General features: G+C 69.3%; 24 protein-coding genes. 11 read left to right on the top strand and 13 right to left on the bottom strand.

Annotated features, from left to right (window positions below):
• Positions 1-95 precede the first annotated feature (95 nt).
• Complete coding sequence (locus tag HNR30_RS12355) at positions 96-422, top strand: ArsR/SmtB family transcription factor (protein WP_181609897.1); 327 nt, start codon at positions 96-98, stop codon at positions 420-422.
• Here HNR30_RS12355 and HNR30_RS12360 read toward each other — a convergent pair.
• The 5 genes from HNR30_RS12360 to HNR30_RS12380 all read right to left on the bottom strand — a co-directional run bounded on the left by HNR30_RS12360 (position 419) and on the right by HNR30_RS12380 (position 4,823).
• Positions 419-1,414: a phosphotransferase family protein gene (locus HNR30_RS12360; RefSeq protein ID WP_181609898.1), complete on the bottom strand. Its 996-nt coding sequence runs from the start codon at positions 1,412-1,414 to the stop codon at positions 419-421. The two genes, HNR30_RS12355 and HNR30_RS12360, sit on opposite strands and share 4 nt — an antisense overlap.
• 23 nt (positions 1,415-1,437) lie before the next feature.
• Entirely contained in the window at positions 1,438-2,964 is a 1,527-nt protein-coding gene (locus tag HNR30_RS12365) for a helix-turn-helix domain-containing protein (RefSeq protein WP_181609899.1), read from the bottom strand.
• Positions 2,965-3,034: 70 nt separating this feature from the next.
• The gene (locus HNR30_RS12370; protein ID WP_181609900.1) at positions 3,035-3,934 is read right to left on the bottom strand and encodes a hypothetical protein; all 900 of its coding nucleotides are present in this window, start codon (positions 3,932-3,934) and stop codon (positions 3,035-3,037) included.
• Positions 3,935-4,046: 112 nt separating this feature from the next.
• Entirely contained in the window at positions 4,047-4,301 is a 255-nt protein-coding gene (locus HNR30_RS12375) for a hypothetical protein (protein ID WP_181609901.1), read from the bottom strand.
• A 60-nt stretch (positions 4,302-4,361) separates the two neighbouring features.
• Positions 4,362-4,823, bottom strand: coding sequence for a hypothetical protein (locus HNR30_RS12380; RefSeq protein WP_181609902.1), 462 nt, complete (start codon positions 4,821-4,823; stop codon positions 4,362-4,364).
• Positions 4,824-5,149: 326 nt separating this feature from the next.
• On the opposite strand from HNR30_RS12380, the gene HNR30_RS12385 reads away from it, so the two are divergent.
• On the top strand, positions 5,150-5,287 hold the full coding sequence (locus tag HNR30_RS12385) for a hypothetical protein (RefSeq protein WP_181609903.1): 138 nt from the start codon (positions 5,150-5,152) through the stop codon (positions 5,285-5,287).
• Between the two features lie 76 nt (positions 5,288-5,363).
• On the opposite strand, the gene HNR30_RS12390 is transcribed toward HNR30_RS12385, so the two are convergent.
• Positions 5,364-5,717 (bottom strand): nuclear transport factor 2 family protein, encoded by a 354-nt coding sequence (locus HNR30_RS12390; RefSeq protein ID WP_181609904.1) that lies wholly within the window; start codon positions 5,715-5,717, stop codon positions 5,364-5,366.
• Between the two features lie 77 nt (positions 5,718-5,794).
• On the opposite strand from HNR30_RS12390, the gene HNR30_RS12395 reads away from it, so the two are divergent.
• From HNR30_RS12395 to HNR30_RS12405, 3 genes are all read left to right on the top strand, one after another.
• Positions 5,795-6,721 (top strand): ABC transporter ATP-binding protein, encoded by a 927-nt coding sequence (locus HNR30_RS12395; RefSeq protein WP_181609905.1) that lies wholly within the window; start codon positions 5,795-5,797, stop codon positions 6,719-6,721.
• A complete protein-coding gene (locus HNR30_RS12400; RefSeq protein ID WP_181609906.1) occupies positions 6,721-7,476 on the top strand; it encodes an ABC transporter permease in 756 nt (251 codons plus the stop codon). Before HNR30_RS12395 ends, HNR30_RS12400 begins: the two co-directional genes overlap by 1 nt.
• 94 nt (positions 7,477-7,570) lie before the next feature.
• A complete protein-coding gene (locus HNR30_RS12405; RefSeq protein WP_181609907.1) occupies positions 7,571-8,398 on the top strand; it encodes an ABC transporter permease in 828 nt (275 codons plus the stop codon).
• Between the two features lie 19 nt (positions 8,399-8,417).
• Here HNR30_RS12405 and HNR30_RS12410 read toward each other — a convergent pair whose 3' ends face one another.
• From HNR30_RS12410 to HNR30_RS12425, 4 genes are read right to left on the bottom strand one after another with little or no spacing between them, the layout of a single operon-like run.
• The gene (locus HNR30_RS12410) at positions 8,418-8,711 is read right to left on the bottom strand and encodes a DUF952 domain-containing protein (protein WP_181609908.1); all 294 of its coding nucleotides are present in this window, start codon (positions 8,709-8,711) and stop codon (positions 8,418-8,420) included.
• Positions 8,708-9,823, bottom strand: coding sequence for an aminotransferase class V-fold PLP-dependent enzyme (locus tag HNR30_RS12415; RefSeq protein WP_281389585.1), 1,116 nt, complete (start codon positions 9,821-9,823; stop codon positions 8,708-8,710). Before HNR30_RS12415 ends, HNR30_RS12410 begins: the two co-directional genes overlap by 4 nt.
• A complete protein-coding gene (locus HNR30_RS12420; RefSeq protein WP_181609909.1) occupies positions 9,808-10,365 on the bottom strand; it encodes a GNAT family N-acetyltransferase in 558 nt (185 codons plus the stop codon). Before HNR30_RS12420 ends, HNR30_RS12415 begins: the two co-directional genes overlap by 16 nt.
• Before the next feature lie 50 nt (positions 10,366-10,415).
• On the bottom strand, positions 10,416-10,739 hold the full coding sequence (locus HNR30_RS12425; RefSeq protein WP_181609910.1) for a DMT family transporter: 324 nt from the start codon (positions 10,737-10,739) through the stop codon (positions 10,416-10,418).
• A gap of 104 nt (positions 10,740-10,843) precedes the next feature.
• Here HNR30_RS12425 and HNR30_RS12430 point away from each other — a divergent pair, with 104 nt between their 5' ends.
• Complete coding sequence (locus HNR30_RS12430) at positions 10,844-11,743, top strand: radical SAM protein (protein WP_220133420.1); 900 nt, start codon at positions 10,844-10,846, stop codon at positions 11,741-11,743.
• A gap of 200 nt (positions 11,744-11,943) precedes the next feature.
• Entirely contained in the window at positions 11,944-12,669 is a 726-nt protein-coding gene (locus tag HNR30_RS12435; protein WP_220133421.1) for a phytanoyl-CoA dioxygenase family protein, read from the top strand.
• Here HNR30_RS12435 and HNR30_RS12440 read toward each other — a convergent pair.
• Positions 12,611-13,366, bottom strand: coding sequence for an MBL fold metallo-hydrolase (locus tag HNR30_RS12440; RefSeq protein WP_181609911.1), 756 nt, complete (start codon positions 13,364-13,366; stop codon positions 12,611-12,613). The genes HNR30_RS12435 and HNR30_RS12440 overlap by 59 nt on opposite strands.
• A 21-nt stretch (positions 13,367-13,387) precedes the next feature.
• Between HNR30_RS12440 and HNR30_RS12445 the strand changes: the two genes are divergently transcribed.
• A complete protein-coding gene (locus HNR30_RS12445) occupies positions 13,388-13,888 on the top strand; it encodes a GNAT family N-acetyltransferase (protein WP_181609912.1) in 501 nt (166 codons plus the stop codon).
• Between the two features lie 67 nt (positions 13,889-13,955).
• On the opposite strand, the gene HNR30_RS12450 is transcribed toward HNR30_RS12445, so the two are convergent.
• Complete coding sequence (locus tag HNR30_RS12450; RefSeq protein WP_181609913.1) at positions 13,956-14,708, bottom strand: SDR family NAD(P)-dependent oxidoreductase; 753 nt, start codon at positions 14,706-14,708, stop codon at positions 13,956-13,958.
• 86 nt (positions 14,709-14,794) lie between these two features.
• Positions 14,795-15,367: an HXXEE domain-containing protein gene (locus tag HNR30_RS12455; protein ID WP_181609914.1), complete on the bottom strand. Its 573-nt coding sequence runs from the start codon at positions 15,365-15,367 to the stop codon at positions 14,795-14,797.
• Positions 15,368-15,490: 123 nt separating this feature from the next.
• Between HNR30_RS12455 and HNR30_RS12460 the strand changes: the two genes are divergently transcribed.
• The 3 genes from HNR30_RS12460 (at position 15,491) to HNR30_RS12470 (ending at position 18,096) form a co-directional block, all read left to right on the top strand.
• Positions 15,491-16,816, top strand: a complete 1,326-nt coding sequence (locus HNR30_RS12460; RefSeq protein WP_181609915.1) for a DUF8832 domain-containing protein — start codon at positions 15,491-15,493, stop codon at positions 16,814-16,816.
• Positions 16,813-17,175, top strand: coding sequence for a hypothetical protein (locus HNR30_RS12465; protein ID WP_181609916.1), 363 nt, complete (start codon positions 16,813-16,815; stop codon positions 17,173-17,175). The genes HNR30_RS12460 and HNR30_RS12465 overlap by 4 nt, the downstream gene beginning before the upstream one ends.
• A 108-nt stretch (positions 17,176-17,283) precedes the next feature.
• On the top strand, positions 17,284-18,096 hold the full coding sequence (locus HNR30_RS12470) for an SDR family oxidoreductase (RefSeq protein WP_220133422.1): 813 nt from the start codon (positions 17,284-17,286) through the stop codon (positions 18,094-18,096).
• The last annotated feature ends 12 nt before the right edge of the window (positions 18,097-18,108 follow it).

Here is an 18,108-nt window from a genome sequence, read left to right on the forward strand (position 1 = left end):
CAGTTTCCGCACCGCTACGCCGTACACCGGCCACACCACAGAAGTTTGATAACCTTCGACATTCGACGGCCGTCGACAACCCGGAGGAGGCCCCGATGACCAGCCGCGTCCCGCCCCACCCCGACCGCGCCGACATCACCCTCCAAGGCGTCCTCGAAGCCCTCGTCGACCCCGTCCGCCGCAGCATCGTCGCCCAGCTCCACCTGGCCACCGACCCCATCAGCTGCGGCCACTTCGACATCCCCGTCGCCCGCTCCACCGCCACCCACCACTTCAACGTGCTGCGCGAAGCCGGCCTCATCCGCCAGCACTACGCCGGCACCTCCCGCATGAACACCCTGCGCCGCGACGACATCGACGAGCTCCTGCCCGGACTCCTCGACGCCTGCGCCCGCGACCACCAGGCGCAAACCCCCGCCTAGCCCCGCCGCACCGTATAAGGCGCCAGCGCCGCCACATCCACATCGGCATCCGCCCACCGGCGCCGCAACCACGCCGACACCCGCCATGCCCACCCCGACAGCGCCGGCCACACCCGCCACACCTGTGCCACCCCGGCCGCGGCCTCCAGCGTCGACACCAACTGCACCCGGCTGTCATCACCGGCAGGCCGCCCATCCAGCACAGGCCAGCGCCGCAACCGCGCCACCGCCCACATCAAACACGCCGCGCCCAGCGCCTCGCCGTACACCCGGTCGTCCTCGGCCTGCGCCACCCCGGCCGCCAGCGCCCGCCGATACACCTCACCCGCGCCACCGACCGCCATCCACGCCGGACCCGGCACATGAAAACCCACCGCGTCCAGCACCGCGTGCGCCCTGCCCGACAACTCGAAGTCGATCAGCCGCTCATCCGGCTCACCCAGCGCACACACCAGCACATTGTTCGCCTCGGCGTCCCCATGACTCAGCGCCTCGAACGGCCCAGGCTCGGCCAGCACACCCACAGCCAGCCCGAACTCCCGCAACGCCGCCCCCTCCAGCGCCACGCCCGCCTCCAGCAACCCAGCAGGCAACCCAGCAGGCGGCCACTCGCGCGGACCGAACGACGACACCCGCCCCGCACTCACCGCCCCCAAAGTCCCCAGCACCCGCGCGAAAGCCTCCAACCGCCCCCGATGCGGACCCACCCCATCACGCCGGATCAACCCATCCAACGCCACCCGCGGCGACAGATCCTCCATCACCACCCACGACGACCCCGCCGCCAGCACCCCAGGAGCCACAACCACCCCCAGCCCCTCCGCCAGCAACCGCAACGCCGCCGCCTCACGCTCCGGCCGCCCCGCCGTACGGTGCACACCCCGATCACCCTTGACCACCACCCGACGGCCGTCATCGAGCAGCACCCGCGCCACCGCCCACGGCCGCACGGGCACCCAGTCCACCACCCGGGCACCCAGCACCGACTCCACACCAGCGGGGGAGAGCACCCCGATCAGATGTCGCGGAAGGTCTCGATCCGAGCCCCCACGGCATTCAGCCGCTCGGCCAGATCCTCGTACCCCCGATTGATCACATACACGTTCCGCAGCACCGACGTCCCCTCAGCCGCCAGCATCGCCAGCAGCACCACCACCGCAGGACGCAACGCCGGAGGACACATCATCTCCGCCGACCGCCACCGCGTCGGACCCTCCACCAGCACCCGATGCGGATCCAGCAACTTCACCGACGCCCCCAGCCGCGTCAGCTCCGTCAGATAGATCGCCCGATTGTCGTACACCCAGTCATGAATCAACGTCGACCCCTGCGCCGACGCCGCGATCGCCGCGAAGAACGGCACATTGTCGATGTTCAGCCCAGGAAACGGCATCGGATGGATCTTGTCGATGGGGGAGACCAGCTTCGACGGCCGAACCGTCAGATCCACCAGCCGCGTACGGCCATTGGCCGCCGCATACTCCAGCCCCCGCTCGCAATCGAGCCCCATCTCCTCCAAAACCGCCAGCTCGATCTCCAGGAACTCCACCGGAACCCGGCGAATCGTCAGCTCCGACCCCGTCACCACCGCCGCCGCCAGCAGCGACATCGCCTCCACCGGATCCTCACTGGGGGAGTAGTCGACATCACGATCGATCACCGGCACCCCGTGCACCGTCAACGTCGTCGTCCCGATGCCCTCGACCTTGACCCCCAGCTCCTCCAGGAAGAAGCACAGATCCTGCACCATGTAATTCGACGACGCGTTACGGATCACCGTCACCCCGTCATGCCGCGCCGCCGCCATCAGCGCGTTCTCCGTCACCGTGTCGCCCCGCTCGGTCAACACGATCGCCCGCGTCGGCGACACCGACGAATCCACCTGCGCGTGATAGAACCCCTGCGTCGCCGCCACCTCGAGCCCGAACTGCCGAAGCGCCGTCATATGCGGCTGAACCGTCCGAGTCCCCAGATCACACCCACCCGCATACGGCAGCGTGAACTGCTCGAACCGGTGCATCAACGGCCCCAGGAACATGATCACACTACGAGTACGGCGAGCCGCCTCGGTGTCCATCGCCTCCAGCTCCAGCCGCGACGGCGGAACGATCTCCAGATCGCCCCCGTTCACCCACCGCGCCCGCACCCCGATCGACGACAACACCTCCAGGATCCGGTACACCTCCTCGATCCGCGCCACACTGCGCAGAATCGTCCGCCCGTCGTTCAGCAACGCCGCACACAGCAACGCCACACACGCGTTCTTCGACGTCCGCACGTCGATCGCCCCCGACAACCGGCGACCACCCACCACCCGCAGATGCATCGGACCCGCATACCCCAGCGACACGATCTCGCTGTCGAGAGCCTCACCGATCCGCGCGATCATCTCAAGACTGATGTTCTGGTTGCCGCGCTCGATCCGGTTCACCGCACTCTGCGACGTACCGAGCGCATCCGCCAGCTGAAGCTGAGTCCAGCCACGGTGCTGACGTGCGTCACGGATCAGGCGGCCGATGCGGCCCAGGTAGTCGTCTGCCATAACCGGCAACCATATCTCACATATGAGATGCACCAGGTTCACATGCGCCGGACGGGGGAGAGGAGCAACCTCAGCCGTGCGAGGCCAGTAGGCGCACCTCCCGCCACACCGGCTCGCCCACCTCCGCCACCAGCAGCGCCGTGAAAGCACACCCGCCCCGCACCGTCACGGACGCCGGGGGACCCTCCGGATAGCCGAAGGCCACACGAAACAGACCAGGAGGCCCTATACACCCACCCGGCTCGCCAGGGTAGGCCGGCGAAGCGTTCAGCAACCCGGCCAGCCTGCGCGCCTCCGCCTCGCCGTATCGCGAACCGGTCCACGTGTCCGCCACACGCCGGCACACCACCACCGACGTCGCCCCCTCCGGCACCAGCCGCTCATGCTGACCGCGCCGCCCGCCGCTGTCGCAGGCGCTGTCAGCCCTGGGGAGTTCCCAGCCGCCACTGTCGTACGCCTCGGTCAACGACTCGCCGATGTAGACGAGGCTGGTGACCGTCCCGTTCGTCGTGGTCGCGCAGGAAGTGGGCTCATCGGCGCTGCCCACCCACACCACGGCGCCGTCACCGTAGGTGAAGCGCAGCAGATAGCTGGTCGCACGCCCTCCGATCGCCGTGCAGACGGAGAGTGCCGAGTCTGGGGTCGCGGCCAGGAACGACAGGTCACGGGCAATCCGGTCAGCGCCAGCCACCGGACGGGATCCGGTGAGCGGCCTCCGCGCCTCGACGTTCTCGCCGGAGTAGGCGCAGAACAGCACCTCGACGGGGGAGCCGGGCACGAGCACGTCGTCCACGCCAGCGAGACGGGACGTCTCGGGAACCCAGCCGCCGAACCGGTCGCCGTCCCAGCGAGAGGGGCATGGCGACGGCGGGCCATGGCCGGGTACGGCAGGCGTCGTGACCAGGAGCGTCACGACGGCGGCCGCCATGAGGGCCGAGAGGGCGAGGGTGACGAGCCGTGGCAACTTCACAACGGCTCAGACGACAGCGGGCGCCCGGTCGGTTCACGGTCAACGAAAGGTATTCCAAACCAGACAGAATCCACCTTCTGTATGGTTTCGGTATATTTCCGGATTTGGGGCGTTAAAGACGGCGGACGAAGCGGACCGCGGCACGATGGCTCATCCCGGCCTCGCCGCGGACCAGGAACACCGCGTCGTCCATCCGGCCATGGGCCTTGAGCTCGCGAGCCTGGTCCATCAGGTGCTCGCTGACGGTGAGACTGTTGCGGGGGTGGTGCACGAAACGCACCGCCAGGAGGATCAGGGCGATGATCGCCAAAGTCACCAGGACGGTGAGGAGGATCAGGCCCGTGGTGGAGATCGCCAGGCTCGGCATGTCTCGATCGTAACGCGCTGCGATGCCGCGTGGTCAGGGTCTTTGTGGGCGTTCTTGTGATCAGAGGATGTCGACGAACTTGGTGGCGGCTTCCTCGTCCATGCCGGTTTCGCCGCGGACGAGGAAGATCGCCTGGTCGGTGCGTCCTGCGGCTTTGAGGTCGCGGACGCGGGTGGCCAGGTCGGGGCCGTAGGGGGCGATGTGGGGTTGTCTGGGTGCGAGGCGTTGGATGGCGGGGTGCTGGAGCAGGGATTGGCCGCGGGCGACGCCGTCGACGAGGTTTTTGGCGTCGATGAGGCGCATGCCGGTGTGTTCGCGGACGAGTTTGATGGCTTGGACGTGCTGGCCGTCGGTGACGAGTGTCTGGACGGTTGTGTCGAGTTCGTGTGGGTCGAGGTGTCGGCGTGGGATGCTGGCTCTGCTTCTGGCCTTGGCGCTCCTGGCGACGAGGACGACGCCGAATCCCATGATGATGGTGGGGATGGCGAGGAAGAGGAGGATCTCGGTGGGACCCAGATTCATGGTGGACAGCCTATGCCGGTGTGGTGTGGGGCTGGCTGTATGTGATCGTGTGTTTGCTTGATAATGGACGTTATGTCAAGTAGAGGTTTCTGACCGGTCTCTTGACGGCTCGTGGAATTGCGACACTTCTGTGATGTACCTCTTTAGTCTGATTGGCAGTAGCTACATCTGGATAAAGGAGTACACCCGTGGGGAACGACGCAGTCTTGTGCCAGGTGTGCCAGGGGGTTCTTCCGGCGACAGGGCGTGACTCGTACACGCCGCTGCGTGGCCGGCTCATCGTCACCAACGGATACTGCCGTGGCGGGTGCGCTCAGCAGCGTCCCATGCCGGTTTCGCCGGCCGAGGAGGCGACGCGGCAGATGGTGCGGCCGATGCCCGTGCAGAACCCGATGCAGAACCCGATGCAGGCTCCCCCGATGGGTGCGCAGCAGGTCGCTCCGTCGGTGCGCGTGCCGCTGTAACAGTCTGTGACGGCCTGGAGCGGCTGGTGTCGCTGCCGGGCTGGCAAGGAGCCTCTCCCCCGGCCGCCGGGGCGGGTCAGGGGGTTTCGTGCCAGTAGTCGCGGGTCCGTACGGCCATGCCGTCGTTGTCGAAGGTGACGAAAACGCAGCCGGCCAGGGTGGTCTCCCCCGCGGTGACGTGGTATTCAATGGCGGCGTGCGGGCCGTCGACGAGCGGGGTGGAGAAGACGACGCGGGGTGAGTGTTCGGCCTCGAAGGATCGCCTGATGTAGGCGGCGATCTGGGTTTTGCCGGTGTGCGGGGGGCGGAAGGGCATCGAGGTGTGGACCGCGTCGTCGGTGTAGAGGGCGATGATGGCGTCGACGTCGTGGTGGGTCCAGCCGTGTTGCCAGGTGTCGGCGAAGTGCTGGGCGGCGGTGCGGGGGTCCATGAGCTGTTCCCTCTTTGGCTGGCTCGGCGGTTATCTGGTTGCGGAAGTGTCGGAGGCGACGTTTAGTCTCTCCTACCGTGGCTGAACCTCTTATCCAGGCCCGTGGGCTGGTCAAACGCTTCGGTGATTTCACGGCGGTCGACGGGATCGACCTCGAGGTGGCGCCTGGGGAGGCGTTCGGGTTCCTGGGGCCCAACGGGGCGGGCAAGTCGTCGACGATGCGGATGATCTCGTGTGTGTCGATGCCGTCGGCGGGCGAGTTGCGGATCCTGGGGCGTGATCCGCGGGTGGAGGGTCCGGCGATCCGTGCGCGGCTGGGGGTGTGCCCGCAGCTCGACAATCTGGATCCCGATCTGAATGTGCGGGAGAACCTGACAACGTATGCCCGGTATTTCGGGTTGAGCCGTGCGCAGGCGCGGGCCAAGGCGGAGGAGCTGCTGGAGTTCGCGCAGCTGACGGAGAAGGCGTCGTCGCTGGTGGAGCCGCTGTCGGGCGGGATGAAGCGGCGGTTGACGATCGCGCGGGCGATGGTCAACGATCCGGATCTGGTGTTGCTGGACGAGCCGACGACGGGGTTGGATCCGCAGGCGCGTCATCTGCTGTGGGAGCGGTTGTTCCGGTTGAAGCAGCGGGGTGTGACGCTGGTTCTGACGACGCACTACATGGATGAGGCCGAGCAGTTGTGTGATCGGCTGGTGGTGATGGACCGGGGCCGGATCGTGGCGGAGGGGTCGCCGCGTCAGCTGATCGAGGCCTACTCCTCCCCCGAGGTGGTGGAGTTGAGGTTCGGGCTCGATGAGCTGGCGGGGTTGGTGCCGTTGCTGCAGGGGGTGGGTGAGCGGGTGGATCCGTTGCCCGATCGCCTGTTGTTGTATGCCAAGGACGGCGACGCGGCGGTGAACGAGGTGCATCGGCGGGGGTTGACGCCGTCGAGCGTGCTGGTGCGGCGTTCGTCGCTGGAGGATGTGTTCCTGCACTTGACCGGCCGGACGTTGGTCGACTGATGGCGTCGGCGACGTATGCGGTGTTCGAGCGCTACATGGTGCTGTACAAGCGGTTGTGGCGGGCGTCGTTGTTCTCGTCGTTCGCGTTGCCGCTGTTGTTTCTGGCCAGTATCGGGCTGGGGGTGGGGCAGTATGTGGGCGAGCTCGGCGGGGTGAGTTACGCGCAGTGGATCGTGCCGGGGGTGCTGGCGTCGACGGCGTTCCAGATGGCGTTGGGTGAGTCGACGTATCCGGTGCTGGGGTCGTTCAAGTGGGATCGTTCGGCGCATGCGATGTATGCGACGCGGGTGTCGATCTGGGACATGTTGCGGGGCTGGTTGCTGTATCTGGTGGTTCGGGTGCAGATCGCGGTGGCGGTGTTCCTGCTGGTGGTGTGGCCGTTCGGGGGGTTGGCCTCGCCGTGGGCGTTGGTGACGCCGCTGGTGGCGGCGGTGTTGACGGTGGCGGTGGCGGCTCCGGTGACGGCGTTCGCGGCGTCGATCGAGCATGACAGCTACTTCGCGTTGTTGTTCCGGTTCGTGATGATTCCGGCGACGTTGTTCTCCGGGGTGTTCTTCCCGGTGGAGCAGCTGGGCTGGTTGCGGGTGCTGGCGTATGTGTCGCCGTTGTGGCATGCGGTGGTGTTGTGCCGGTGGGCGACGCTGGGTGAGGTGACGCCGTGGCCGGCGTGGGCGCATGTGGCGGTGCTGGGGGCGTTCGTGGTGGGCGGGTTGTGGTGGGCGCGGGTGGCGTTCGCCCGCAGGCTGCGTGATTAGGCGTGATCAGGCGTTTGGTTGTCGGGCGTTTGGTTGGCGTGGTGGGGCGTGTGGGCGGGATGAAGCGTGCTGAGGGCGGGATGAGGGGCTTGCGATGATGTCGGTGGCGGTGGCCCGGCGGCTGGTGCGGAGTCTGGATCAGGGGGTGTCGCCGCGGCGGGTGGGCGCGGTGGTCAACCGTAATGTGGGGGCGTTGCGCAGCGGGGCGTCGTACTGGCTGGTGTTGTTGTCGGGGTTCTTCGAGCCGTTGCTGTACCTGTTGTCGATCGGTGTCGGCGTGGGTGCGCTGGTGGGTGAGATTCCGCTGGGTGATGGGCGGGTGATCTCGTATGCGGTGTTCGTGGCTCCGGCGATGCTGGCGGCGTCGGCGATGAACGGCGCGCTGGCGGAGACGACGTTCAACTTCTTCTTCAAGATGAAGTACGCCAAGACGTTCGAGGCGATTTTGGCGACGCCGGTGCGGCCGTTCGAGGTGGCGCTGGGTGAGCTGTCGTGGGCGATGATCCGTAGCGCGTTCTACACGGCGGCGTTCCTGGTGGTGATGGTGGTCTTCGATCTGGCCGAGCCGTGGTGGGCGCTGGCGGCTTTTCCCGCGACGTTGCTGGTGGGGCTGGCGTTCGGCGCGGTGGGGATGGCGGCGTCGACGTTCATGCGGGGGTGGCAGGATTTCGATCTGCTGACGGCGGCGCAGTTCTCGTTGTTCCTGTTTTCCGGCACCTTCTCCCCCGTGGGCGCCTATCCGCCGGTGCTGGAGGCGGTGGTGGCGGCCACTCCCCTGTTCCATGCGGTGGAGCTGGTGCGTGGGCTGGCGCTGGGGCAGGTCGGGTGGGGTCTGCTGGGGCATGCCGCGTATCTGGTGGTGATGGTGGCGGCGGGGTTGTGGCTGGCGGCGCGGCGGATTCAGAGGGTGCTGTGCGCGTGAACGGCTGAGCGGGGCCGTTTCAGAGGGCGCTGTGCGCGTGAACGGCTGAGCGGGGCAGCGGGCCGTACAGGTGGGGGAAGCCGCCTTCGAGGCGGATGTCGAGCCCGGTGGGGTCGATGTGCAGGACGATCAGGTCGGCGGGGTCGACGTCGGCGTAGTAGCGGGTGACGACCTGGTGGAGCTGGTCGAGGTCGGTGCTGCAGTGGATGAAGCCCTCGTCGGCGAGGGTGCGGCCGCGGGTGGAGTGGGTGTAGGTCTCCCCCGCGTCGGCCCAGTGGGTGGCGTAGGCGAGGTGGTAGATCGTGTGGGTCATGTGAGGGCTTCCAGGGTGGCGTCGACGTCGGCTTGTGTGGTGTAGAGGTGGAAGGACAGGCGGGTGCGGCCGGCGCGGGTGGCGGCGCGGATGCCTGCTTGGTGCAGGCGGGTGCCGTCGATGTCGAGGCTGACGATGGCGCTGTCGGAGGGTGGCAGGCCGAGGCCGGTGCGCAGGCGGTTGGCCAGGGTGAGGTTGTGGCGGTGGATGGCGGGCACTCCGATGTGGTTGAGCAGGTCGAGGGCGGGGGCGGCGCCGACGTAGCTGAACCAGGCGGGTGACAGGTCGTAGGCGCGGGCGTCGGGTGCCAGGTGCATGGGCAGGCCGTAGTAGCCGTTGTCGCGGTCGGCGGTGCCGTACCAGTTGGCGGCCAGGGGGGTCATGCGTTCGCGCAGGGCCGGTGAGAGGTAGCCGAAGGCGGCGCCGCGTGGGGCCAGGAGCCACTTGTAGGCGGCGCAGGCGAGGGCGTCGATGCCGGTGGTGGTGATGGGGAGCCAGCCGGCGGCTTGGCTGGCGTCGGCGATGACGAGGGCGCGTGCGTCGCGGGCGGCGGTGGTGATGGCGGGCAGGTCGGCGACGTGGCCGGTGGCTGATTGCACGAGGCTGAAGGCGACGGCGTCGATGCCGGGGTGGAGGGCGTCGGCGAGGCGGTCGGGTGGGGCGGTTTCGACGGTGGCGCCGGCTGTGAGCCAGGGGTAGAGGTTGCTGGTGAATTCGATGTCGGGGACGAGGACTCGGGCGCGGGGTGGCAGGGCGGTGGCGATGGTGGAGATGATCTGGCTGGCGGTGGAGCTGATGGTGATGTCGGCGGGGTCGGCGTCGATGAGGTGGGCGAAGGCGGTGCGGGCGTGGCCGACGGTGGCATCCCAGGGGTGCCAGTCGGTGGAGCCGGTGCGCCATTGGTCGAGGACGGTGGTGAGGTGGTCGGTGGCGGTGCGGGGTGGCAGGCCGTAGCTGGCGGTGTTGAGGTAGCCGGGGTGGGCGTCGAAGAGGTGGCTGTAGCCCGCGGGGCCGGAGGGGTCGGTGGGACCGGAGGGGCCGGAGGGGTCGGTGGGACCGGAGGGGCCGGAGGGCCCGATGGGCTCGGTGGGGTTGGTCATCGGGCTTGCCATTCGCGGCGGAGCATGGCGTAGATGGCTTCGTCGCACCATTCGCCCTTGACGTGTTCGTTTTCGACGAGGTGGGCTTCGCGGCGCATGCCGAGTTTTTCCAGGACGCGGGCGGAGGCGGTGTTGCGGGCGTCGAGGCGGCCGATGATGCGGTGGAGGTGGAGGTCGTCGAAGCCGAGGCGGAGCATTTCGCGGGCGGCTTCTGTGGCGTAGCCGTGGCCGTGGTGGCCGGGGTGGAGGATGTAGCCGATTTCGCCTTGCCGGTGGGTGTGGCTGGTGAGGATGAGCAGGACGCTGCCGATGGTCTGGCCGGTGTCGTTGCGGGTGACGGCGAGGTCGATGATGTCGCCTTCGGCGTTGATGGTGGTGCGGTTGACGGCTTTGTCGAGGTAGGTCTGGGCGGCGGCGCGGTCGCGGGGTTCCCAGTAGAGGTAGCGGGCGACGTCGGGGCGGCTGCTGTAGGCGTGGATGGCGTCGAGGTCGTCGTGGGTGAAGGGGCGCAGGGTGAGGCGCTCGGTGGTTATGGGGTATTCGGGCTTCAGCACGGGTTCGAGTCTATGGAGGGGGTTTGTGGGGGTGCGAAGGGGTTTTTGGGTCAGTGGGAGGTGCCGGCGAGGTTGAGGACGACGACGCCGCCGATGATGAGGACGATGCCGGCGATCTTGGGGAGGGTGAGGCTTTCTCCGAGGAACAGGGCGCCGATGACGGCGATGGCGGCGGTGCCGGCGCCGGACCAGACGGCGTAGGCGGTGCCGACTTCGAGCTGGAGTTTGAGTGCTTGGGACAGGAGGGTGAAGGAGGCGCCGTAGCCGAGGACGACGGCGGCGGTCCACCAGTTGGTCAGGCCGTTGCTGAGTTTGAGGGCGGTGGTGGCGAGGACTTCGGTGGCGATTGCGAGGGCGAGCAGGATCCAGGCCATGGTTGTGCACATTAGCTTGCGGGGTTGCTCGAATACGTGTTCCATTGGGTGGTGTGGGTTGGGACGCGCTTTCGCTTGTGGAGAAGGCTCGAGACGATCGGCCGTTGATCGAGCGGCGGTCGGTGCTGCGTGGCGGGTTTTTCGAGACCCAGGCGCGCACGATCATCGAGCGGGTGCCGGACTGGGCGGGGATTCCGCAGGGGTGGGCGGTCTCGCCGTACCGGGGGTGCGCGCACGCCTGTCTGGGGTGTGTGTCGCGGGGTGGTCATCGGCGGCTGGGGCTGGATGCCGGGCGTGACTTCGACACGCGGGTGGTGGTGAAGGCCAATGCGGCGGCGCGGTTCGCGCGTGAGGTGCAGCGCTGGGATGGTCAGCCGCTGGCGGTGGGGGTCAGTGGTGACTGCTATCAGGAGGCGGAGCGGGTTTACGGGTTGATGCCGCAGATCGTGGCGGCGGCGGCGCGGGCGGGGGTGGCGTTGACGGTGTACACCAAGTCGCCGCTGGTGTTGCGTGATGTGGAGGTGCTGGCGCGGTCGGGCACGCAGGTGGCGGTGTCGATCGCGTCGGTCGATGAGCGGATTCGCCGGGCGACGGAGCCGGGTGCGGTCTCGTCGCAGGCGCGGTTGGAGCTGGTGTCGGCGCTGGCGCAGGCGGGGGTGGCGACGCATGTGCTGATGGCGCCGGTGTTGCCGTTGCTGACGGATGCGGGTGATCAGCTGGCGGCGACGGTGCGGCGGATCGCGGCGTCGGGGGCGGCGGGGGTACATCCGGTGGTGTTGCGGTTGCCGTCGGGGACGCGGCAGTGGTTCCTGCAGTGGCTGGGTGAGCGGCATCCGGCGCTGGTGGCGCGGTATGAGGAGTTGTACGACCGTTCGGGGGTGCCGTCGGCGGCGTATGAGGAGCGGATCGTGGGGCAGATCGCGCAGCTGGCGGCTTCGTATGGGATGGCGCCGGTGGGTGCGCCGGTGGTGGCGCGGCCGTTCGACCAGCTGAGCCTGGTCTGAAAGGCGACTTGCGGAGGGCGGCTTGCAGAGGCTGGCCTGATGAGGGCGGCCTGGAGAGGGCTTGCCTGGAGAGGACCGGGCCGGAAGGGCGAGGCCGGATGGGCTGGGCTGGAAGGGCTGGGCTGGAAGGGTCGGGCTGCGGAGGGCTGGTCTGAAAGGCTGGTCTGAATTCGGTTGACCTGGTGGCTACGGTGGTGGGCATGCAGATCATCGACGTTGAGGCGTTCGTCCGTGACGGTTTCGTCAAGCTGACGGGCGCGTCGCCGCGTGAGCTCGCCGATGCGGCGCGGGCGCAGGTGTGGGCGCAGATCGGCCGCTCCCCCGACGACGCTTCCGGGTGGGATGAGCCGGTGGTGTGGGCGTCGGACATGACGGGTCAGGGGCCGCTGGGTGAGGTGGCGCGCAGTCATCTGGTGGCTGAGGCGCTGGATGTGGTGTGCGGGAAGGGCGGCTGGGCGCCGCGGGGTGCGCTGGGAATGATTCCGGTGCGGTTCCCTGGCAGGGCGGTCATCGACGATCGGGGCTGGCACATCGATGCGAATGTGGTGCTGCCGGACGGCGGGTATGCGACCGGTGGGCGTCCGCAGACGATGTTGCTGCTGACGTTGTTGTCGTCGGTGGGTGCCGATGACGCGCCGACGCGGATCCGGGTGGGTTCGCATCGGGCGGTCGCGGCGGCGCTGGAGGGGCGGGTGCTGGATCCGATGGAGGCGGGTCCGGTGGTCGATGAGGCCAGCCGTGGATTCCCGGTGGCGCACGCGACCGGTGAGCCGGGGGATGTGTTCTTGGTGCATCCGTTCACGGTGCACGCCGCCGATGAGCATCGGGGTGGTGTGCCGCGGTTCATGGCGCAGTCGCCGGTGTTCCTCACCGAGCCGGTGGTGGTGGAGGGGGCGAATCTGCTGGCGCGGGCGTTGCGAGGGTAGCCAGTTCGGCGGCGTCGTGGGCGCTGAAGACGCGTACGGTGTCGGCGGGCAGGTGGTCGAGGCGTCGGCGGGTGGCTTGGCGGGTGCGATGGTGGGTGGCGACCATGGCTTCGCTCAGGCGGGTGGGGCGGTCGGGGTGGCGGTTGAAGTAGGCGTCGCCGGCGTGCAAAAGCCAGGGGGTCGGGCCGCCGGTGTGGACGGCGACGCCGCAGTGGCCTGGGCTGTGGCCGGGCAGCGGGACGAGGAACAGGTCGTCGAGGCCGTCGAGGGGTAGGGCGGTGAGGCCGCCGATCCAGGGCTGTCCGGCGCCGTGGTAGGTGGTCCAGCGGGGGTGGTGGGCCCATTGGGCGGGCTGGTAGCGGGAGTGGGTGCGGGCGGTGTGCTCGTCGGCGTGCAGGTGGATGCGGGCGTGGGGGAAGCGGGGCAGGGCTCCGGCGTGGTCGAAGTCCAGGTGGGTCAGGACGATGTCGGTGACGTCGGTGCGGTTGATGCCGCGGGCTTTGAGCTGGGCGGTGATGGTTTGTACGGGGTCGAGGGCGGGGTTGAGCAGCCATTTCGACACCAGGGGGATGTGGGTGTCGATGCCGGTGTCGACCAGGACGAGGCCGGTGTCGTGTTCGATGAGCAGGACGTGGCAGACGGTGGGGCTGGTGCCGCGGGGCCGCATGGAGCCGCAGTTGAGGTGATGGATCTTCATCTGTCCCAGTATGGTCGGCGGATGGAAATTCGGGTCGGGGATGCGGGCGATGTGCCCGCGGTGCTGGCGATGTTCGACAGCGCGGTGGCGTGGATGGTGGCGCGGGGCCGTACGGGGCAGTGGGGTGATCAGCCGTTCACCGGCAACGCCAAGCGTGAGGAGCAGGTGCGGGCGTGGGCGGCGTCGGGTGGCATGCGGATCGCGGTGCTGGACGGGGTGCCCGCGGGGACGGTGACGGTGGGTGAGGTGCCGCCGTCGTATGTGAAGGCGTCGCCTGAGCCGGAGTTGTATGTGCAGGCGCTGGTGATCGATCGGGCGTTCGCCGGGCGCAAGGTGGGTGCGGGGTTGCTGGAGTGGGCCGAGCGGGAGGCCAGGGCGCGCGGCAGGCGGGTGTTGCGGGTGGACTGCTATGCCGGTGACGGCGGGGATCTGGTGCGGTTCTACGAGGGGTGCGGGTTCGTGCGGGAGGAGCCGTTCACGGTGGGTCAGTGGCCGGGGATGGTGTTGCGCATGGAGGTGTGAGGACCCGCGGGAGGCGGGCCCTCACAGGCGGCCCGTGGGAGGTGGGCCCCTCACGGGCGGTGGCCGGTTACCAGGGCAGGGGGCCTTCCTGGCTGTGGAAGGCGCCCGTCGGGCCGTCGTGGCCGAGGGTGGCCAGGCGCACGACGATGGCGGCGCCCTGGGCGGGGGTGAGCACGCCGGTGTGGCCGTTGATGGCGGTGTCGACGTAGCCGGGGGCGGCGGCGTTGACGAGGATGCCGTCCTTGCGCAGCTCGTTGGCGTACTGCAGGGTGAGCGCGTTCAGGGCGGTCTTCGACGGGGAGTAGGCGGCCGATGTCAGCCCTGACAGGGGGCCGTCGACCTGCGCGGTCATGGTCAGCGAGGCGGAGTGGCTCGACAGGTTGACGATGCGCGCGGCCGCAGATCGCCGCAGCAGGGGCAGCATCGTGTTGGTCACGGTGATCACGGCGAAGACGTTGGTGTCGAAGACGGCGCGGACCAGGTCCACGTCGACGGAGCTGGGCGCGCGGTCGCGGGCGTCCTGCGGGGCGGCGTGACCTGATCCGGTGATGGCGGCGTTGTTGACCAGGACGTCGAGGCGGCCGAAGCGGTCGTCGATCCAGGAGGCGGCGGCGTGCACGGTGGCGGCGTCGGTGACGTCCAGCGTGAGGGCGTGGGCGTGGCCGCCGGTGGCGCGGATGGCGGCGGCGGCCCGCTCGCCGCGGTGGGGGTCGCGGGCGCCGATGAGGACGGTCGTTCCCCGGGCGGCGAGCAGGTCGGCGGTGGCGCGGCCGATGCCGGTGGCGGCGCCGGTGATGAGGGCGATCGGGGGCTGGTTCATGGGTGGTCCCTACCGTGGTGGCGTGTTGGTCTTCATGGAGATGCCGCCGCGGTGGGTGGTGTGACGGGTGCGGGATGCGAGGTGTGTCACACCTCCGCTTTGAGGCGGCGGTTCTCCTGGACCAGGAAGGTGATCAGCAGCGCGCTCATGATCAGGTGGCCTGCCGCGGTGTAGAGGCCGGGGAAGTAGCCGCCCTTGATGATGGGGAAGACGAAGTGCGCGATGCCGTTGAGCAGGCCGGCGCCCAGGGCGTACCACCACAGGAAGAAGTTGGCGACCCTGATCCGGTAGAGGGCTCCGGCGCCGGCGAAGAAGTAGAGGGCGCCGAATCCGAAGACGAACACCAGCAGGAACTCCTTCTCGGGCCAGTCGCGTGGCGAGTTGAACAGTTCGACGATTTCGTGGGGGAAGCCGCCGGTGTACTCCTCCGCCATGTGGATGAGCTGGAATCCGACCGCGCACAGGTAGACGGCGATCACTTTGCGGGATCGTACGGGGCGGGTGTAGCTGAAGGTGATCCAGCCGCTCCAGCCGAGCACGCTGGCCACCACGAGGATCACCGCGCCCTGCAGGGGCAGGGTGGAAAGGGCCCAGGCGCAGAAGGCGAGGGCCAGGATCGCCATCACGATCGCCGAATAGGGTTCAGGTCGTCGGGTCATGGCCGGAACGGTAGGGAGCGGGCGGGGGCAGCCGCGTCGGTCAGGTGACTGATCCGCGTCGCCGTACCCATCAGTCGCGTGACCGACGCGGGGTGCGAGGGGCGCGGCCTAGCGTCCGGCGTCATGAGATGGATCAGGGTGGCGGTGCCGGCCTCCGGGGCCGTGCTGGTGGCGGGGTTGCTGGCGGCGTCTCCGGCTTGGGCGCATGAGGTCGGGGCCGGGCAGGAGGTGCGGGTGACGCAGACCTTCGGCTCGGGTGAGGTGACGCTGGTGATCGGCGGTGGGGCTCCGTTGCGGGTGGATGCCCGGGCTGCCCGGCCTGTGCGGGTGCGGCTGTCGTTGCGGTCGTTGACGGACGGGAGCGTGTCGGCAGACTCGGTGTGGGCGGGCTCGCTGACGGACGGTTCGGTGACGGACGGTTCGGTGACGGACGGTTCGGTGACGGACGGTTCGGTGACGGACGGTTCGGTGACGATGAGCTCGCCGCGGCAGGGTGGGCAGACCGCTGTGCTGAGCGCTGACCATGACGGGCCGTACGAGCTGGGTGTCGGTGTCGGTGACGAGGTCTCGGTGATCCCGATCCGGGTGGCGGCGGCCGGTGGCGCGTGGTGGGCGATGCTGGGTGACGGCGCGGTCCTGGCGCTCGGGCTGCTGCTGGTGGGCGGGGTGCTGGCCGGCAGGATGTCCGCTGCCTTGGTGGGGGCGGCGAGTGCCGCCGCCGCGGTGGCGGCCGTGGTGATGCTGCTGCGGCCGTACCTGCCGTCGACCTCGCAGCGGCCGGTCGCCGACCCTGGTCTGCCGTACGCGCAGGGCTGGGTGTCGACGCTGCCGGCCAGGCCCGCCGCGGGGGCGGCGTTCACGCTGACGGTGCGTCTGACGGACGGCGCGACCGGGCGGCCGGTGGACGACCTGGCCGTCCACCACGAGGCTCTGGCCCATGTGGTGGTGACCAGCCAGGACGGTGCGTTCTTCCGGCACGTGCACCCGCTGCGGGTCGCGCCGGGGGTGCTGGCGGTACGGCTGAGCGTGCCGCGGCCGGGTCGCTACCTGGTGCACACCGAGATGGAGCGGCGGCAGTCGGGCGGGCAGCTGCTGCCGGGCGGGTTCGACGTGTTTGGCGGGGGTTCCGGTGAGAGTTCGGCGCCGCCCGTGTCGGGGGAGGTCGTGGTGCCGCGCCTGTCCCCCGCTGTGCCGGTCGCCGGGAGTCCGGTGACTGTTGATGTGGCCGTGCGGGGGCCGCTTGCGCCGTGGCTGGGCATGCCCGGCCATCTGATCGTCAGGAGCGAGGACGGCGAGCAGCTGGCGCACGTCCATGGGACGGCGCAGGGCGCGTCGGCGTTGCGTTTCACGTTCACGTTGCCGCGGGCGGGGCGGTATCTGGCGTGGGTGCAGTGCCTGGAGGCGGGCGAGCTGGTGACGCGGTCGTTCACTGTGGAGGTGGAGCGATGACAGCGACGACGGTGATGAGGTGGGCGGCCTTGTGCCTGCTGGTGGCGGGTGTGCTGTTGGCCCTCACGGCGGGTGGGTCGCGCAGTGTTCAGGCGGCGGGCACCCGCTATGCCGTCACGGTGGTGCCGGGCGAGCGGGTCGAGGTGCGGGTGACGTCGGGTGTGGCCAGGGCGGTGACGCTGGCGGCGGTCATGCCGGGCATGGGTCACGCGCTGCCGCCGGTGGAGACCGTGGAGGCCGGGCCCGGCAGGTTCGTCGCCGCGGGGCCGGTGTTCACGATGGACGGCGTGTGGGAGCTGGTGGTCACGGTGTCGGGACAGCGGGGCGAGGAGCTGATCACCGTCACGGTACTGGTGTGACGGCGTGGCGGTTCAGTCGGATGACGGAGGCGGCGGGCCGGGGGCGGGTTCTAGCGTCGGCGGCATGAAGCTGATCGATGCGTCGAGGGTCGCGGAGGGCTCATGGGCATGTCCGTGTTGGTGACCGGCGCCTCCACCGGTATCGGGCGGGCGAGCGCGCTGCTGCTGGCCAAGGAGGGGTTCACCGTTTATGCCGGGGTGCGGAAGGAGGCCGACGCCGAGGCGCTCGGCCCGGGTGTCGTGCCGGTCCTGCTCGATGTCACCGACGGCGAGCAGATCGCCGCGGCCGGTGAGCGGATCGGGCGGCTGGACGCGCTGGTCAACAATGCCGGGATCGGGGTGACCGGCCCGGTGGAGTTCGTGCCGCTGGAGGCGTTGCGGCGGCAGTACGAGGTCAACGTCTTCGGCCAGGTCGCTCTCACGCAGGTGATGCTGCCGAAGTTGCGGGCGTCGAAGGGGCGCGTGGTCACGGTCGGTTCGGTGGGCAGCTGGATCACGCTGCCGTTCGGTGGGCCGTTGTGTTCCTCCAAGCATGCCATCCGTTCGCTCAACGACGCGCTGCGCATGGAGCTGCGGCCGTTCGGGGTGGCAGCGGTGCTCATCGAGCCTGGTTCCATTCACACCGATGCCGTCGACAAGCTCGAGGACGAGCTCGAGCCGCGGCTGGCTTCGCTCGGCGCCGAGGGCAGGCGGCTGTACGGCGCGGCGTACCGGACGATGGTCGCCGGCGGGCTGAGGGAGGAGCGTGCCGGGTCGAGTCCCGAGGTGGTCGCGCGGGCGGTGCTGCACGCGCTGACCGCGCGCCGGCCTCGTTCGCGTTATCCCGTCGGCAGGAAGTCTCGGCTGATGAGCACGCTGGGGCGGGTCGTGCCGCAGTACACCCTTGACCGGTTGCGCCTGCGGGCGCTCGGTCTGTCCTGAACGGAGCGTTTC

Source organism: Nonomuraea soli, assembly GCF_013761175.1.
GTDB lineage: Bacteria > Actinomycetota > Actinomycetes > Streptosporangiales > Streptosporangiaceae > Nonomuraea > Nonomuraea soli.

Bases quoted from the DNA above. Each gene is read 5' to 3' on its own strand.
- HNR30_RS12435 (WP_220133421.1), top strand. From the start codon at position 11,944: ATGCAGATCATCGACGTTGAGGCGTTCGTCCGTGACGGTTTCGTCAAG.
- HNR30_RS12380 (WP_181609902.1), bottom strand. From the start codon at position 4,823: ATGAATCTGGGTCCCACCGAGATCCTCCTCTTCCTCGCCATCCCCACC.
- HNR30_RS12390 (WP_181609904.1), bottom strand. From the start codon at position 5,717: ATGGACCCCCGCACCGCCGCCCAGCACTTCGCCGACACCTGGCAACAC.
- HNR30_RS12410 (WP_181609908.1), bottom strand. From the start codon at position 8,711: ATGACCCACACGATCTACCACCTCGCCTACGCCACCCACTGGGCCGAC.
- HNR30_RS12405 (WP_181609907.1), top strand. From the start codon at position 7,571: ATGATGTCGGTGGCGGTGGCCCGGCGGCTGGTGCGGAGTCTGGATCAG.
- HNR30_RS12455 (WP_181609914.1), bottom strand. From the start codon at position 15,367: ATGACCCGACGACCTGAACCCTATTCGGCGATCGTGATGGCGATCCTG.
- HNR30_RS12440 (WP_181609911.1), bottom strand. From the start codon at position 13,366: ATGAAGATCCATCACCTCAACTGCGGCTCCATGCGGCCCCGCGGCACC.
- HNR30_RS12465 (WP_181609916.1), top strand. From the start codon at position 16,813: ATGACAGCGACGACGGTGATGAGGTGGGCGGCCTTGTGCCTGCTGGTG.
- HNR30_RS12415 (WP_281389585.1), bottom strand. From the start codon at position 9,823: ATGGCAAGCCCGATGACCAACCCCACCGAGCCCATCGGGCCCTCCGGC.
- HNR30_RS12355 (WP_181609897.1), top strand. From the start codon at position 96: ATGACCAGCCGCGTCCCGCCCCACCCCGACCGCGCCGACATCACCCTC.
- HNR30_RS12425 (WP_181609910.1), bottom strand. From the start codon at position 10,739: ATGGCCTGGATCCTGCTCGCCCTCGCAATCGCCACCGAAGTCCTCGCC.
- HNR30_RS12460 (WP_181609915.1), top strand. From the start codon at position 15,491: ATGAGATGGATCAGGGTGGCGGTGCCGGCCTCCGGGGCCGTGCTGGTG.
- HNR30_RS12450 (WP_181609913.1), bottom strand. From the start codon at position 14,708: ATGAACCAGCCCCCGATCGCCCTCATCACCGGCGCCGCCACCGGCATC.
- HNR30_RS12400 (WP_181609906.1), top strand. From the start codon at position 6,721: ATGGCGTCGGCGACGTATGCGGTGTTCGAGCGCTACATGGTGCTGTAC.
- HNR30_RS12445 (WP_181609912.1), top strand. From the start codon at position 13,388: ATGGAAATTCGGGTCGGGGATGCGGGCGATGTGCCCGCGGTGCTGGCG.
- HNR30_RS12365 (WP_181609899.1), bottom strand. From the start codon at position 2,964: ATGGCAGACGACTACCTGGGCCGCATCGGCCGCCTGATCCGTGACGCA.
- HNR30_RS12470 (WP_220133422.1), top strand. From the start codon at position 17,284: ATGTCCGTGTTGGTGACCGGCGCCTCCACCGGTATCGGGCGGGCGAGC.
- HNR30_RS12375 (WP_181609901.1), bottom strand. From the start codon at position 4,301: ATGCCGAGCCTGGCGATCTCCACCACGGGCCTGATCCTCCTCACCGTC.
- HNR30_RS12385 (WP_181609903.1), top strand. From the start codon at position 5,150: ATGCCGGTTTCGCCGGCCGAGGAGGCGACGCGGCAGATGGTGCGGCCG.